Below are 16,076 nucleotides of genomic sequence, written 5' to 3'. Positions count from 1 at the left end.
TTAAGAACTCAATTTATTACCTTTCGGAGGCAGAATGTTCAGCATATCCGCATGAATCATTTCAGCAGCAGAATCCAGCCTGTCCTGTACAACAGAGGCGTCTCCGGATTTATAGACAATTCCGACATGATAGTCTATCGGAAGAAATTTGACAACTTCTTCGCATTCAAAACTGCTGTAATTCGGTTCTTTATCTTTAATCAGGGCAACGATCAGACCTGAATAATAGCCTGTGGGGGGAGAAACGCTGTAATCATTTCCTCTCAGAAGAGCATCTTCAATTTTCGCCCATTCTCTCCAGATATTGATACCACTCGATGCTTCAACCAGGTCCGGAATATGAGCACCGCCAACCCTCGATGAAGTTTCAAGGAAATACCATTTTCCATCTTCTTTTCCACGGATAAATTCTGTATGGGTGGCTCCGTTGACAAGTCCGAAGTTGGAAAGAACTCTGGCATTTATATCTTCCAGTGCCTTAAACTCCTCGGAATATCTTCCTAATGTTTTGGATCTGAAAACCCCGCCTTCGTGAGAAACCTGCATAGGAGGAGCAAGATATTTTGAGGCAGAAGTGAATATTGTTTTTTTGTTAAAAGTAAGACTGTCCACATGGTAAACATCTCCGGGTTTAAAACTTTCCAGTAAAAAAAGATGACGCTCTTCTCCCAGTATTTCCAGGGCTTCAAGAAGCTGTTCTTTGGAAGTTATTTTTTTAATGCCCGATGCTGATGCTTCAGACCTTGGTTTCAGTACCCATGGAGCAGGAACGCGGTCTGTAAATTCATCCACTTCATGATCATTGAAAACAGCGGTGAATTCAGGAACGCTGATCCCGGAATCCTTTGCTTTTTGCCTCATGGCAAGTTTATCTCTGAAATACCGGTGGGTTGTCTGTCCCATACCGGGAATACGGAAGGTCTCTCTGATTAATGCGGCTTTTTCAACATCATAATCATCCAAAGCCACCACAGCATCTACTTTTCTGGTCTTCATCAGGTGGGAAAATCCCTGAATTAAATGTTCCAGATTCCATACGGAAGGCTTGAGCTCGGGCATATAGAATGTTTCATCAATCGCGTGCCAGGGCCAGTTTTTTTCTTTGAGGTTTTCGGAGGTTACAAGGATGATTTTATTGCCGAGCTTCTTCATTTCGTCCATAAAATCGTAGCCTTTGTAATAGCACGAAATACACACAATAGTTTTCTTCTCCATATAATGTTTTTTAAGATTTAGTGAATTTTCAAAAATAAAAGCATTTATATATTATTTTATTAATATCAAAAAATAAAATATTGTGCGTTTTTGAAAATCCACTAATCAATTATACAGAGTTTTTTTGTAAAAAACTAATTTTTAGTGATAATTTTCAATTAAATTCACCAGGAGCTGAACACCAAAACCTGTTGCTGCTTTTTCTTTTGCATAGCCCACACTTCCAAAGGCTACTCCTGCAATGTCTAAGTGCGCCCATTTAGGATGGTTCTCAATGAATTGCTCTAAAAATTTTGCAGCAATAATACAGTCTCCCACAGGCTTTAGAGAGATGTTTTTTATATCCGCTACATCAGACTGGATATCATCTTTCCAAACATCCCATAAAGGAAGATTCCAAACCCTCTGATTGGTCTGGTCACCGGTTTTGATTAAGTTGTTTTTCAGTTCCTCGTTATTGGAGAACATAGCAGCACAGGTATCTCCGAACATTCTCACTGAGCTTCCCGTTAAGGTAGCCAGGTCAATAAGGAAATCAGTTTTGTAGTTTTTAGAAAGATAAGACAAACCATCTGCAAGAATTAATCTGCCTTCTGCATCAGTATCAAGTACTTCAATTGTTTTTCCGTTGTAGGCTGTAATCACATCACTTGGAAGCAGGGCCTTTTCAGAGACCGCATTATCAGTAATAGGGAGAACAGCGACGATGTTTACAGGAAGCTGCATTTCAGCGGCATAGATTAACGTTCCCAAAACAGCCGTTGCTCCGCCCATGTCAGATTTCATATAATGCAGATTGGCAGAGCTTTTTATTGATATTCCTCCGGTGTCAAACAAAATACATTTTCCTACCAGGCCGAAAGTCTTGGCATTTTTCGCTGTCGTTTTATATTCTAAAATAGTGAAAGCGGCATCGTAAGCACTTCCTTGATTCACAGAAAGATAAGCGCCTAATCCAAGTTCTTCACATTTCTTTCTGTTAAAAGCAGTGTATTTTAAGTCATATTTTTTAGCCAGATTTTTAAGGTATGCGCTTAAGATATCCGGTTTTTTAAGATTGGCTGGTTTGTTAAGCCAGTCCTGGCAGGCAGTTTGCCCGTTAACCAATGCTTCTGCTTTCTGGCTGATATGATCTAATTTTTTCTGGCTTAAATTTTCAAAGTGCAATTCAAATTTCGTATTCCAGAAAGCATGTTTTTTGTCAAAAGGATAGTTGTAAGTTCCTGTTAAAAGTCCTTTTACAAACTCCTCGAACTGCTTTTCATTCAGGAAGTCAGCAAGGGCTAATGTAGGTACGGCCAGCAGTTTTTCTTTCTGTGTCTGTGAAAATTTAGCCGCCACCTGCTGGATCTCGAAATTTTGTAAGGCGGATTTTCCTAATCCAATGAAATACGTAATTCCTTCTTCATGAGCATTGACAAAAACTTCATATTTCTTTCCGGTGAAAAAATTGGAAATGTTTTTGTTGAAATTTTTACTGGTTTTCGTCCATTCTTCCTCCGTAAACAGTTGGAAAACCTGAGTGTAATTTTTGTTTTTTTTATTGATTAGTTTCATAAATAGATGTTATAATTTCTAAATTCATAAATAGTGCGTCCGGCTTACATTTTCTGCAGCAGTTTTTATGCATTTAGTTTCTGATGCTTTTTTGTTGTGGTTTTACTTCTACAGGATTTTCTGTGTTGTCATAGAACAGCCATTCTATAGCCCTTGGGAACTCCTGAGACCAGTAAAACTCATTGTGGGTGCCTTCAGGATTGATATTGGTTTTGAATTCAAAATCAAAAAGTTTTTTCTCTTCCCATCTTTTCAGATATTCTTCAAAAATATGAATTCTTTTGACCATTTTAGAACCTTCCTGGCCGCCGCCGTAGAGATAGATCTTCGTTTTAAACGGAACCCGGAAATTCATCATCGGAAAGTTGTTATTGGGTTCTACCCAAAGAGAAGGCGAGAATATCAGTAGTTTGGAGTACACTTCAGGATAAAGAAATCCACTATATATACTGATCAATGCGCCCAATGAACTGCCTCCGATTCCGGTGTTGTCGCGGTCTTTTTTGGTTCTGTAATTTTCGTCCACAAAAGGCTTTAAAGTATCTGCAATAAAACGGATGTACTTTTTTCCTTCGGAACCGTTGGCTACATGATCATTATCAAAAATATATTCTTTGATTCTTTCCTCACTGCCATGTTCTATCGCAATGATGATAAGATCGCCGCGCCCGTATTCAGCAAGGATGGATAATTTTTTGTCGATTTCCCAATTCCCGAAACCGCTTCCTTCATTGAAAAGATTTTGTGCGTCCTGAAGGTATAAAACTGGATATTGTTTATCCGTTGTATGATAATCATAAGGAAGCAGTGCCCAAACCTTGCGGTAACGGTCAAGCTGCGGAATGTAAAAATTTTCGGAAATAACTTCTGCTATAGGATAATATTCTTCTTTGAACGGTCCCCAGTTCAGTCTCCATTTGTCTACAGAGTCGGACGTTTTACCAGCAGATTTTTTCGCTTTCCGGTTGGGAGTGATATTTCCATATTGATCCAGTTCTACGTTTTCCCAGCCTCCTTTTGTGAATTTGTATTCAATATCATCAGGAAGAAGCTGATCTTCGATCTCTATAAAATAACCGGAAGGATCAATTTGTTTAAGCTGGAAATTATAATCTTTGGGATTCCAGCTATTGAAATTTCCGGTGATAAATACCGGTCTGTCGTCTTTTTCTGCTGTATAAAGTTCAAACCTCATCGTTGTGTTTAATAAAATATTGATGTTAAATTTATAAAAAAGATTGTTTTGAAATCATAAAAAAAGTGAGTTAAAAAATGATATATTTGATAGATAGACAAAACTTGAAATGATCTTGATAATTATTTGATGAATAATTCATCGCTATTGTCAGTATTTTTCGTAGTTTCAGGGAAAATATAAATATAAACTGATCTTGATGAATTCTGTTAAGACCTACACGCTTTTCACCGATCATGATGTGTATCTTTTTAAAGAAGGTAGGCACTATAAGCTGTATGGTAAATTTGGAGCACATTCTGCAGAAAAAGAGGGCGTAAAAGGCGTATATTTTTCCGTATGGGCTCCTAACGCAAAGAAAGTTTCCGTGATCGGAAATTTTAACAACTGGAATCCCAAAGATCATATTTTGTTTCCACGATGGGATGAATCCGGGATTTGGGAAGGATTTATTGAAGGGTTAACCTGGGGAACATTATATAAATATGCTATTGAAACGCAAGGAGGCGAAATTCTGGAAAAAAGTGATCCCTATGCGTTGAGCTGGGAACAGAATATTCAGGCCGCTTCCCTGGTCTCCACCACATGGTACGAATGGAATGATCAGGAGTGGATGGATAACCGCTGGAAAAAAAACAGGCTGGAAGCTCCGCTATCGGTATATGAATTACATTTAGGTTCCTGGGTAAGAGAAGAGGATCAGCCCCAGCGTTTTTTAAACTATAGGGATATTGCGAAAAAGCTCGTTCCTTACATCAAAGAAATGGGATTTACCCATGTAGAATTCATGCCCGTGATGGAATATCCTTACGAGCCGAGCTGGGGATATCAGATCACAGGTTTTTATGCAGCAACCTCGCGCTTTGGCTCACCACAGGATCTGATGTTTCTTATTGATGAACTTCATAACAATGACATAGGCGTTATTCTGGATTGGGTTCCGTCCCATTTTCCGGGAGATGCTAATGGACTTCACCGATTCGACGGTTCTTATCTGTATGAGCATGAAGATCCGAGAAAGGGTTTTCATCCGGATTGGAAATCGCATATTTTTAATTACGGAAGAAATGAAGTGAAATCCTTCCTGATTTCAAATGCCATGTTCTGGCTGGATCGTTATCATGCTGACGGATTGCGCGTGGATGCCGTGACTTCAATGCTTCATCTGGATTATTCAAGAAACGAAGGGGAGTGGGAACCTAATATATATGGAACCAATGTGAACCTGGAAGCGAAAGCCTTTCTACAGGAATTTAATACAGCTGTCTACAAAGAATTTGGAGATAATATCATCACCATCGCAGAAGAAAGTTCAGATTTTCCCATGCTTACAAAGCCTGTTCATGACGGCGGTGTAGGATTCGGAATGAAATGGATGATGGGTTGGATGCATGATACACTGGATTATTTCAAAGAAGATTTTATTAACCGTAAATTTCATCATCATAAACTGACCTTCGCTTCCATGTATATGTATAATGAAAATTATATGATGCCTTTGTCACACGATGAAGTCGTACACGGAAAAGCAAGTCTTATTTATAAAATGAAAGGGGATGAATGGCAGAAATTTGCCAATCTCCGTACCCTGTATGTATATATGTATACCCATCCGGGAGCCAAGCTGCTTTTTATGGGCGATGAATTCGGGCAGACCAGTGAATGGAATTTTACAAGAAGCCTCGACTGGCATTTGCTGAAATATCCTGTTCATAAAGGAATGCAGGAAATGGTGAAGGAACTGAACCATTTGTACCGGTCAGAAACTGCCTTTTATGAAAATCAGTTTGATAGAAATGGTTTTGAATGGGTGGAAGCAGATGATCTGGAAAACTCGGTGTATGTCTACCTCAGAAAAGGAAAAAAGAAAGATGATGTACTGATGGTGGCTTTAAACCTGGCACCCAAAGTATTGGATTATAAAATCGGGATTCCTGCCGGCACCCACTGGGAAGTTGTTTTGAATTCAGATGATGAAAAGTACAGTGGAAGCGGAGTGGAGCCTGAAATCCTGGAAGAGAAGTATGAAGAGTGGAGAGGATACACCAAAACAATGACCGTGAAGCTGCCGCCATTGGCTGGAATAGTTTTACGTCAGAAAAGAGATAAAAAATATAAATTACACAGAATTAAACATAAGAGATAAAGAATGGTTATTTATCATTTAAGTACAGAATGTTATCCCGTAGCAAAAGTAGGCGGTCTGGCAGATGTGGTGGGAGCGTTACCAAAATATCAGAATAAAATAGCAGGAGTAGAAGCCAGGGTGGTAATGCCGTGGTACAACAAATCCTTTGTATATGATCATGAATTTGATCTGGTTTTTGACGGATTTATTCATCAGGCAGCCAATATGCTGCAGGTTCAGGTATTGAAAGAGAAAACCAATGTTCTGGGATTTGAGCTGTATATGGTAAGAATTCCGGGATTATTAGACAGGGACAACCCTTATGGGTACCAGGATGAAAGCTTCCAGTTTCTGGCTTTCCAGCATGGCGTTCTGCATTGGCTTTCTGCGATGAAAATCCGTCCTGATGTACTGCATTGCCATGATTATCATACCGGTCTCGTTCCTTTTATGGTAGAAAACTGCTATGAATTTGAATTCTTGAAAGGAGTAAAAACAATAGGAACTATTCATAATGGCGAATATCAGGGCATGATGAGCTGGAGTATGGCACAGTATATGCCTTCTTTTGATGGGTACAAATGGGGACTGATGGATTGGAACGGACTGATGAATCCTCTGGCCAGCATGATTAAATGTGCTGATGCTTTTACCACTGTTTCGGAAGGATATCTTGAAGAACTCTTTATCAGCTTCCGCGGACTGGAAAGCCTCGTTCGTCAGGAATTCGGAAAGGCATATGGAATCATCAATGGTATTGACACAGAAGTCTGGAATCCTGAAACCGATCCGATGCTTGATTTTAATTTTAACAGTACCAATGCAGTCGCTCAAAAGAAAAAAAATAAAGAAAATCTCTGTAAAGAATATGGATTAAAACCTGAACTTCCTTTATTCGCATTTATCGGAAGATTCGCAACAGAGAAAGGAGCAGATCTGCTGCCGGATGTTGTATGGAGAAGCATTAAGCAGAGTTATGGCGCTTTAAATATTATGATTCTCGGATCAGGGAACACCTATATAGAAAATAAACTGAAAGAATACGATTATACGTACACCAATTTTGCATTGGATCTCGGATATAAAGAGCATCTTTCCCATAAGATATATGCCTCGGCAGATTTTCTTCTGATGCCTTCAAGAGTAGAGCCATGCGGACTGAACCAGATGTATTCCATGAGATATGGCACCGTTCCTGTGGTAAGATATACAGGAGGGCTCAGAGATACGGTGGAAGATATTTCAACCGGTGGAGCAGGACTGAACTTTACTTATCCGGGTGTAGATGATGTTGTACATGCTATGAACAGGGCATTGGCGATTTATAATCAAAAAGGAGTTATGGAAGATCTTATCCATGCCAATATGAATTTTGATTTTGCATGGGAGAAATCTGCAGAAAAATACATAGCTTTATATAATAGCTGATAGAGTGAAGATTTTCGGATTTCTTTCTGTGATAATGTTTATGCTGTTTTCATGTAAAGAAGACGGAGGAAGATATCATGGAGGTTATTATTGGATCTATGGCTACGGTCTTCCGGCAACGGAAAGGTATGAAGCGATGGCTGCTATTTCCGAAAAATGGAAAATAAAGCATTACTCTGTAGCTGGTTGTCTGGTAGAGCCTGACGAGATGAAGAGAATAGATGCTATTAATAAAAGGACTAATAATGCCATAGAAAGAAAATATGGGAAAGGCTGGAGAGAAAAGTATCGTAAAGATGTCGACGGCTTTGTAATGAAGAGTGCTGATGTGATGGATGTACTTATTACAAATCCGTTCTTCAGCAATGAACTTAAAAAATATAATATTGAAATCTATAACCTGGATAAAGAGGTTTTAGTATTGAATGATAAAGATGAGTTTCGGGTGACTGTTTATAAAAACGAACTCCAATATGAAAACAAAGAATGCTTTAAAGTAGCAGTAAACACTAAGAACAGAACAGTAAACTTAATAAAATAAAACGCAAGATATTTATGAATCGAAATGTAATCTCTATTGTTTTAGGAGGAGGCAGAGGAACAAGATTATTCCCGTTAACGTATACGAGATCCAAACCGGCTGTTCCTATTGCAGGAAAATACAGACTGGTAGATATTCCTATCTCAAACTGTCTGAACTCAGGATTGAATAAAATTCTGGTGTTAACGCAGTTTAATTCTGCTTCTCTCAATTCACATATTAAAAATTCTTATCACTTTGACATCTTCAGCAAAGGCTTCGTTGATATTCTTGCAGCCGAGCAGAATGTGGAAAATGACAGCTGGTATCAGGGAACAGCAGATGCTGTACGCCAGTCGATGAAGCATCTTGAAAAATATGATTACGACTATATCCTAATTCTTTCAGGAGATCAGTTGTATCAGATGGATTTCAGGGAAATGCTCGACTTTCATATTGAAAACGGAGGTGATCTTACCATTGCTACCATTCCGGTTAATGCAAAAGATGCTACAGGTTTCGGGATCTTAAAATCTGATGATGAAGGAAATATCACTTCTTTTTATGAAAAACCGGATTTTGACACGCTGTCAGGCCTGAAATCTGAAGTTTCAGAAGAAAATAAACATACCGGAAAAGAGTTTCTGGCTTCCATGGGAATCTATATTTTCACTAAGAATATCCTTAAAAAGATGTTTGATGAAGGAGCTGGTGATGATTTCGGAAAAGATATCATTCCGAGTTCTATCGGAAAATACAAAACATTAAGCTATCAGTACGAAGGCTATTGGACGGATATCGGAACCATAGAGTCTTTCTACGAAGCGAATCTGGACCTTTGCCTGGATCTGCCACAGTTTAACCTTTTCTCTTCATCACCGATCTATACCAGAGCAAGAATGCTTCCACCGTCAAAAATCAATGGTTCCTATGTAAGTAAAGCCGTTTTTGGGGACGGATGTATCATCATGGCAGATAAAATTGAAAATTCCGTGATCGGAAACAGAACCAGAATTGACAAAGGAAGTACCATCGTAAACTCCTACGTTATGGGAGCGGATTTCTACCAAAACACAACGGAAATTGTTCTGAACGACAGAGGTGGCCGTCCTAATATGGGAATTGGAAAATACTGCTATATAGAAAAAGCAATCCTTGATAAAAACTGTTATATTGGAGACAATGTGAAAATCATCGGTGGAAAACATATTCCGGATGGTGATTATGGGACGTATTCCGTACAGGATGGGATTGTCGTAGTGAAGAAAGGAGCTGTGATTGCTCCGGGAACACACATCGGGTAAGAGAAAGGAAGTTGGATGCTAGAAGATGGAAGTTATTGAAGGGCGGAGTAACGCTACAAATCTTATCATGTAAATTCAGGTTTATAAGGTAAGATGAAATGTTTTAAATCAGAAAATTACTAGTGATCATCCGCCAAATAGTGTCCTGCAGTTTCCCTCACCCAGCTTCCAGCCTTTAACAGGGTTAATTATTGTTAAACATACAACTAGAGTGATCAGCATATTGTTCACTCTTTTTATTTGTATTATTTTTGTGCGATGCGTATTTTTAAAATCTTAGCGGTAATCATTATTCTTTTGGGAGGAGCGTATGCTGCTTCCATGTATTATTTTGTAGATGAAAGTAAAAACTTTACGATTGAAAAAGAGATCGACTATCCTGTGGATAAGGTTTTTGCTCAGTTTAACAACCTTCAGAATTTTACAAGATGGAATAACTTTTTTACCAGTTCACCCTCTATAGACATTGATTATTATACGCCTTACGAAGGGCAGGGAAGTGCCATCAGCTATGTAGATCCTAAAAATGATACCGACGGAGAAATGTTCATCAGGTATGAGAACCTTAATAAAACGTTGAAATATCAGCTTTTTGAGGATGAAAATGAAAATCCGACATTGGTTGATGTTAAATTCAAACCTGTTTCCGCAGAAAAAACAAAAATCATATGGTACGTACACACTCCGAAACTGCCGGTCTGGAAAAGAGTGGAAAACTTCTGGACTGAAGACCGTTTTGCTGAAAATATCAATAAAAGTATGGTGAATCTTAAAAACTCTTTAGGTAATAAAGTGGAAAAAGATAACCAGATGGCAGCCATCAAATATGATAGTCTCATGGTAGAAAATGAAGAGGACAAATTGTTGTTGGGGATCAATGTAAGTACCTCAAACAAAAAAGATGCGCTGTACAAAAATATCGTGATGAATTATAACAAAGTCTATAATTTCGTAACGATGGATCTTGGTAAAAGAGATGATGAATTCGGATATCCGGTTCTCATTACTGATGCGGATAATTACAAAGACAAGGAGGTTTCTTATTTCCTCGGAATTCCACTTTCTAAGAAAATAGGAGTGTCTGATAATAATTTCAATTTTAGGTCCGTAAATCCGTCTCAAAATTACGTAATGTACTACAAAGGGAATTATGAGGGACGAATTCGGGCAATCCAGCAGCTCATTCAGAAAGCCAAAAAAGACGAGATGCGCTTCGGAGATATCCGTCAGACCTTTATTGAACGTCCGATGGAAGGTCAGGAGGTAAACGTTAAGCTCTCATTATCAGTGTATAAGTGATTTTTTTTTATTTTATTTTTTCTTAAGTTTTTTTAACGGTTTCAGACTGTTCTAACTCGGTTTTTTTTATTAAATTTGAAGATTAATTCTACAAATAAATTTTAATAAATAGATAAACTGTAATAATGGACAGATTTTCATTCCTAAACGCAGCTCATTCTCAGTTAATTGAGGATTTATACCAACAGTACTTAAAATTCCCGGACTCTCTAGAACCATCATGGAAAGCTTTCTTTCAAGGCTTCGATTTTGCTTTGGAGAACTACGGAGATGACGATAACACTCAATTTATTCAGGCTTCAGCCAATGCTGCCCCGGCAGTTCAACAACAGATTTCTCAGGCAGTATCCAACGGAGAAGTTCCTGAGCATATCAAGAAAGAATTTAAAGTAGTAAACCTTATTGAGGCTTACAGAACGAGAGGACACCTTTTTACAAAGACTAACCCGGTTAGAGAAAGAAGACACTATACCCCTACTTTAGACATCGAAAACTTCGGACTTTCTAAAGAAGATTTAAATACAAAATTCAACTGTGCGGTTGAAACCGGAATGAAAGAGCCTGCTACGCTGGCAGACCTTATCAAGCACCTTGAAAACATCTATTGTGATTCTATTGGGGTAGAATACATGCACATCAACAACGTTGAAGAAAAAGATTTCATCAAAAGATGGCTTCAGGTAAATGAAAACCACCCAAGTCTTTCTGCCAATGAAAAAACAGAAATCTTATTAAAATTAAATCAGGCGGTAGCTTTTGAAAACTACCTTCACACAAAATTTGTAGGACAAAAAAGATTCTCATTAGAAGGAGGTGAAACATTAATCCCTGCTTTAGATCAGCTGATCTCAAGATCTTCTCAGTTAGGAGTAGATGAAGTAGTATTAGGGATGGCTCACAGAGGTAGACTAAATGTTCTTACCAACATTTTCGGAAAATCTTACAAGCAGATCTTCTCAGAATTTGAAGGAAAAGAATTTGAAGAAGATGTATTCTCCGGTGACGTTAAATATCACTTAGGTTCTTCTAAAAAAATCAAAACTGCTTCAGGAGAAGAAGTTTGTATCAACCTTACGCCAAACCCGTCTCACCTTGAAACAGTAGCTGCTTTGGTAGAAGGTATCTGCCGTGCAAAAGTAGATGACAAATACAAAGACTATTCTAAAGTATTGCCAATCATCATCCACGGTGATGGAGCTATTGCCGGACAGGGTATTGCTTACGAAGTGGCTCAGATGATGACTTTGGAAGGATACAGAACTGGAGGAACAGTTCATATCGTTGTGAATAACCAGGTTTCATTTACAACGAACTATATGGATGCAAGATCTTCAACATATTGTACAGACATCGCAAAAGTTACAGAATCTCCTGTAATGCACGTAAATGCTGACGATGCTGAAGCGGTTGTTCATGCCATCCACTTTGCTGCTGACTTCAGAGCAAAATTTGGAAAAGATGTTTATATCGACCTTTTAGGATATAGAAAATATGGTCACAACGAAGGGGATGAGCCAAGATTTACTCAGCCTAACCTTTATAAAACCATTTCAAAACACCCGAATCCAAGAGAAATTTATAAAGATAAATTATTAAAAGACAGCGTTACTTCAAATGATGTAATTGCTAAAATGGAAACGGAATTCAAAGCTCTTCTGGATAAAGATTTTGACGCTTCTAAAGAGATTGAGAAAAACGTAATGGATGTGTTCATGGCTGAAGATTGGGTAAACTATCCAATTGGTAAGAGAGGAGCAGTTCAGTTACCGGTAGATACAAAATATGATTTAGCGAAGCTGAAAGAACTGGCGCTTAAAATGTCTACACTTCCGGCAGATAAAAAGTTCATCAATAAAATTACAAGACTTTTTGAAAACCGTATCAAAGCTATTGAGGCTAACTCATTAGACTGGGCGTTAGGAGAGTGGTTAGCTTATGCAACACTTCTTGTAGAAGGTCACAATGTAAGAATCTCCGGAGAAGATGTGGAAAGAGGTACATTCTCTCACAGACATGCTGTAGTAAAAACAGAAGATACAGAAGAAGAATACATCCCGTTAAGACACGTTTCTGAAAACAGATTTGATGTATTCAACTCTCACCTTTCAGAATATGGTGTACTTGGTTTCGACTACGGATATGCAATGGCTTCTCCAAATACATTAACCATCTGGGAAGCTCAGTTCGGAGATTTCGTGAACGGTGCTCAGATTATTGTTGACCAGTATTTGGCAGCTGCAGAAGAAAAATGGAAAATTCAGGATGGATTGGTAATGTTATTGCCTCATGGTTCAGAAGGACAAGGAGCAGAGCACTCTTCAGCAAGATTGGAGAGATTCCTTACCCTTTGTGCTAATGAAAACATGGTAGTAGCCAATATTACTTCACCTGCAAACTACTTCCACTTATTGAGAAGACAGTTGAAATGGGCGTTCAGAAAACCATTGATCGTAATGAGCCCTAAATCTCTGTTGAGACATCCTAAAGTGGTTTCTCCGCTTGAAGATTTTGCAAACGGAGCATTCCAACCGGTATTAGACGATCCTGCTGCAGATCCTAAAAAAGTAGAGAAATTAGTTCTTTGTTCAGGTAAACTGTACTTCGAATTATTAGCGAAGAAAGAAGAACTGAACTGTGAAAACATTGCTTTGGTAAGATTCGAGCAGTTATATCCACTTCAGACAGATGCTATTGAAGCCATCTTCAACAAATATGAAAACAGAAAACAATTGGTGTGGGCTCAGGAAGAACCTGAAAACATGGGGGCATGGTCTTATATCCTGAGAAACTTCAGAGATACAGGAATTCAGGTAGTTGCTCCGGTACCAAGCGGTGCTCCGGCTCCGGGTAGCCACAAAATGTTTGAGAAAAACCAGAATGCAGTGATCAACAGAGTTTTCGACAGAGATGATGCTCCTGCAAAAAGACCAGTAACAGCTTAATTTAAATAATAATCAATTAAAAAATAAAAAATACTCGATATGTCAGTTTTAGAAATGAAAGTTCCTTCACCGGGCGAATCAATTACAGAAGTTGAAATTGCAACTTGGCTTGTAAAAGATGGTGATTATGTAGAAAAAGATCAACCTATCGCCGAAGTGGATTCAGATAAAGCAACTCTTGAATTGCCTGCAGAACAAAGTGGTGTTATCACTTTAAAAGCAGAAGAAGGTGATGTGGTACAAGTAGGTCAGGTAGTTTGTTTAATTGATATGGATGCTAAAAAGCCGGAAGGTGCTGCACCTGCTGCTGAGACTCCAAAACAGGAAGAGGCTCCGAAAGCTGCTGAACCTGCTAAACAGGAAGCTCCAAAACCTGCTACTCCGGTAGCTGCGCCACAAACTTATGCAACAGGAGCTCCATCTCCGGCTGCTAAGAAAATCCTTGACGAAAAAGGAATGGATGCTGCACAGGTTTCAGGAACAGGAAGAGACGGAAGAATTACTAAAACTGATGCTGAATTAGCAGCAGTACCTGCATTAGGAGGAAGCCCTCTTACTGCAACAGGTTCAAGATCTACTACAACGACTAAACTTTCAGTTTTAAGAAGAAAAATCGCTCAGAGATTAGTTTCTGTGAAGAATGAAACAGCGATGTTAACTACCTTCAACGAAGTTGACATGTCTGAAATCTTCAGATTGAGAAAACTGTATAAAGAAGAATTTGCTCAGAAACACGGAGTTGGACTTGGTTTCATGTCTTTCTTCACAAAGGCTGTTACAAGAGCATTACAAATGTATCCTGATGTAAACGCATCTATCGATGGTGATTTCAAAGTAAACTATGATTTCTGCGATATTTCAATTGCGGTTTCAGGTCCTAAAGGATTGATGGTTCCTGTATTAAGAAATGCAGAAAACATGTCTTTCAGCGCTGTTGAAGCAAACATCAAAGATCTTGCTACTAAAGTAAGAGACGGTAAAATTACAGTTGACGAAATGACGGGTGGTACTTTCACCATTACAAACGGTGGTACTTTCGGATCTATGATGTCTACACCAATCATCAACCCTCCTCAATCTGCAATTTTAGGAATGCACAACATCATCCAGAGACCGGTTGCTGTTGACGGACAGGTAGTAATCAGACCAATGATGTACGTTGCAATGTCTTATGATCACAGAATTATCGACGGTAAAGAATCTGTAGGATTCCTTGTAGCGGTAAAAGAAGGTATCGACAACCCTGTTGAAATTTTAATGGGAGGTGACGAAAGAAAAGGCCTTGGATTATAGTTTTTAATAAAATTATAACATAATATATGATCTCGCCTTAAAAAAGGCGAGATTTTTGTATTTATTAAGAAAATACTACAATGATGTTTTCAAAAATGACTTCCAATATCAAAGTTTCAGTAATACCTGAATATGATAGTAAAAACAGTTATCCATCCGAAAACCGTTACGTTTTTAAATATAATATTACGATAGAAAATGACGGAAGCTTTCCTATCAAAGTACTGAAAAGAAAATGGTTGATTTTTGATGTGGGATTCGGGTACACAGAAATTATAGGCGACGGAGTGATCGGATTGACTCCCGAGATAGGAACCAATGAAAATTTTGCTTATTTTTCCAATGTGATGCTTCGTTCCGGAGTAGGTAATATGAGCGGAAAATACCTGGTTAAAAACATGGAGACACAGGAAACTTTTGAAATTGATATTCCAAAATTCAACCTGTTGTCTGAAGTGTTGAGTAATTAATAACAGATGTCCTGTCAGAAAGTACAGGTTTTTACAAAGAACCCGGGTTCTATTGTTTGTAAGATAACTAAAGCTTTTTAATTTTTGCTTTCATATACTCATTTACTTCATCATTACTGGTGAGGAAGAGTTTTTCAAATGCCAGTAAAGATATTTTGGCACATACTTCCGCATCAGCTCCTGCTCTGTGATGGGTAAAATCAATTTGATGATATTCTGCTAATGGCTTCAGCCCATATTTCGGAAGATAATTCCATGATTTCTTGGCAAGCTGAATACTGCAAAGATAGTTCAAGTTGGGAGTAAACATTCCGTAATGCTGCAGGCATCCCCTTAAAACAGAGGCGTCAAACCCTGCATTATGAGCAATCATAAGACTTCCGTACATCATATCCTGAGCTTCATACCATATTTCATCAAAGGTAGGTGCATCTTTTACATCTTCCGGCTGAATTCCATGCACCGCAATGTTGAATTTACTAAAGTAAGGAAAACTCGGAGGTTTGATCAGCCAGGTCTTTGTTTCTACAATTTTAGAATCCTGTACGATACAAATCCCCATCTCACACGCTGAACTTTTCTCGTGTGTTGCCGTTTCAAAATCTATTGCACAGAAATCCATTGTCTTAAAATTATAATTAGTTGTGGGATTGCGGGTTGTTTTTTGTTGTTGGTTCTCTGGTTTAAGGTTTTGAACTTAAGATTGATTAAAGTTATAAATTTTT

At 38.4% G+C, this 16,076-nt stretch carries 12 protein-coding genes; 8 read left to right on the top strand and 4 right to left on the bottom strand.

The annotated features are described in order from the left end of the window. The 3 genes from A1704_RS15895 to A1704_RS15885 form a co-directional block, all read right to left on the bottom strand. Nucleotides 1-1,215 (bottom strand): ATP-grasp domain-containing protein, encoded by a 1,215-nt coding sequence (locus A1704_RS15895; RefSeq protein WP_062675071.1) that lies wholly within the window; start codon nucleotides 1,213-1,215, stop codon nucleotides 1-3. Nucleotides 1,216-1,356: 141 nt separating this feature from the next. Continuing rightward, entirely contained in the window at nucleotides 1,357-2,772 is a 1,416-nt protein-coding gene (locus tag A1704_RS15890) for a M17 family metallopeptidase (RefSeq protein WP_062675070.1), read from the bottom strand. Between the two features lie 73 nt (nucleotides 2,773-2,845). Next, complete coding sequence (locus tag A1704_RS15885; protein WP_062675069.1) at nucleotides 2,846-3,967, bottom strand: alpha/beta hydrolase; 1,122 nt, start codon at nucleotides 3,965-3,967, stop codon at nucleotides 2,846-2,848. 199 nt (nucleotides 3,968-4,166) lie between these two features. On the opposite strand from A1704_RS15885, the gene glgB reads away from it, so the two are divergent. The 8 genes from glgB to apaG all read left to right on the top strand — a co-directional run bounded on the left by glgB (nucleotide 4,167) and on the right by apaG (nucleotide 15,351). After that, complete coding sequence (gene glgB / locus A1704_RS15880; RefSeq protein ID WP_062675067.1) at nucleotides 4,167-6,113, top strand: 1,4-alpha-glucan branching protein GlgB; 1,947 nt, start codon at nucleotides 4,167-4,169, stop codon at nucleotides 6,111-6,113. 3 nt (nucleotides 6,114-6,116) lie between these two features. After that, entirely contained in the window at nucleotides 6,117-7,523 is a 1,407-nt protein-coding gene (locus A1704_RS15875; protein ID WP_062675066.1) for a glycogen synthase, read from the top strand. A gap of 4 nt (nucleotides 7,524-7,527) precedes the next feature. Further along, nucleotides 7,528-8,064 carry an FEKKY domain-containing protein gene (locus A1704_RS15870; RefSeq protein WP_131797522.1) on the top strand — a complete coding sequence of 179 codons (537 nt, stop codon included), beginning with the start codon at nucleotides 7,528-7,530 and terminating at the stop codon, nucleotides 8,062-8,064. 14 nt (nucleotides 8,065-8,078) lie between these two features. Beyond that, nucleotides 8,079-9,347 carry a glucose-1-phosphate adenylyltransferase gene (locus A1704_RS15865; protein WP_062675062.1) on the top strand — a complete coding sequence of 423 codons (1,269 nt, stop codon included), beginning with the start codon at nucleotides 8,079-8,081 and terminating at the stop codon, nucleotides 9,345-9,347. A 258-nt stretch (nucleotides 9,348-9,605) separates the two neighbouring features. Continuing rightward, on the top strand, nucleotides 9,606-10,646 hold the full coding sequence (locus A1704_RS15860) for an SRPBCC domain-containing protein (protein WP_062675060.1): 1,041 nt from the start codon (nucleotides 9,606-9,608) through the stop codon (nucleotides 10,644-10,646). A gap of 125 nt (nucleotides 10,647-10,771) precedes the next feature. Beyond that, the gene (locus A1704_RS15855; RefSeq protein ID WP_062675058.1) at nucleotides 10,772-13,588 is read left to right on the top strand and encodes a 2-oxoglutarate dehydrogenase E1 component; all 2,817 of its coding nucleotides are present in this window, start codon (nucleotides 10,772-10,774) and stop codon (nucleotides 13,586-13,588) included. A gap of 39 nt (nucleotides 13,589-13,627) precedes the next feature. Then, complete coding sequence (gene odhB, locus A1704_RS15850) at nucleotides 13,628-14,881, top strand: 2-oxoglutarate dehydrogenase complex dihydrolipoyllysine-residue succinyltransferase (protein ID WP_062675056.1); 1,254 nt, start codon at nucleotides 13,628-13,630, stop codon at nucleotides 14,879-14,881. A gap of 80 nt (nucleotides 14,882-14,961) precedes the next feature. Then, the gene (gene apaG / locus A1704_RS15845) at nucleotides 14,962-15,351 is read left to right on the top strand and encodes a Co2+/Mg2+ efflux protein ApaG (protein ID WP_062675055.1); all 390 of its coding nucleotides are present in this window, start codon (nucleotides 14,962-14,964) and stop codon (nucleotides 15,349-15,351) included. A gap of 67 nt (nucleotides 15,352-15,418) precedes the next feature. On the opposite strand, the gene A1704_RS15840 is transcribed toward apaG, so the two are convergent. Continuing rightward, nucleotides 15,419-15,973 carry a 3'-5' exonuclease gene (locus A1704_RS15840; protein ID WP_062675053.1) on the bottom strand — a complete coding sequence of 185 codons (555 nt, stop codon included), beginning with the start codon at nucleotides 15,971-15,973 and terminating at the stop codon, nucleotides 15,419-15,421. Nucleotides 15,974-16,076 lie beyond the last annotated feature (103 nt).

The sequence above is a fragment of the Chryseobacterium cucumeris genome, assembly GCF_001593385.1.
Classification (GTDB): Bacteria; Bacteroidota; Bacteroidia; order Flavobacteriales; family Weeksellaceae; genus Chryseobacterium; species Chryseobacterium cucumeris.
Note: the sequence above shows the minus strand (reverse complement) of the source record. Positions and strands in the feature narration are given on the sequence as shown.

Bases quoted from the DNA above. Each gene is read 5' to 3' on its own strand.
- A1704_RS15860 (WP_062675060.1), top strand. From the start codon at position 9,606: ATGCGTATTTTTAAAATCTTAGCGGTAATCATTATTCTTTTGGGAGGA.
- A1704_RS15865 (WP_062675062.1), top strand. From the start codon at position 8,079: ATGAATCGAAATGTAATCTCTATTGTTTTAGGAGGAGGCAGAGGAACA.
- A1704_RS15885 (WP_062675069.1), bottom strand. From the start codon at position 3,967: ATGAGGTTTGAACTTTATACAGCAGAAAAAGACGACAGACCGGTATTT.
- odhB (WP_062675056.1), top strand. From the start codon at position 13,628: ATGTCAGTTTTAGAAATGAAAGTTCCTTCACCGGGCGAATCAATTACA.
- apaG (WP_062675055.1), top strand. From the start codon at position 14,962: ATGATGTTTTCAAAAATGACTTCCAATATCAAAGTTTCAGTAATACCT.
- A1704_RS15895 (WP_062675071.1), bottom strand. From the start codon at position 1,215: ATGGAGAAGAAAACTATTGTGTGTATTTCGTGCTATTACAAAGGCTAC.
- A1704_RS15855 (WP_062675058.1), top strand. From the start codon at position 10,772: ATGGACAGATTTTCATTCCTAAACGCAGCTCATTCTCAGTTAATTGAG.
- A1704_RS15890 (WP_062675070.1), bottom strand. From the start codon at position 2,772: ATGAAACTAATCAATAAAAAAAACAAAAATTACACTCAGGTTTTCCAA.
- A1704_RS15840 (WP_062675053.1), bottom strand. From the start codon at position 15,973: ATGGATTTCTGTGCAATAGATTTTGAAACGGCAACACACGAGAAAAGT.
- glgB (WP_062675067.1), top strand. From the start codon at position 4,167: ATGAATTCTGTTAAGACCTACACGCTTTTCACCGATCATGATGTGTAT.
- A1704_RS15875 (WP_062675066.1), top strand. From the start codon at position 6,117: ATGGTTATTTATCATTTAAGTACAGAATGTTATCCCGTAGCAAAAGTA.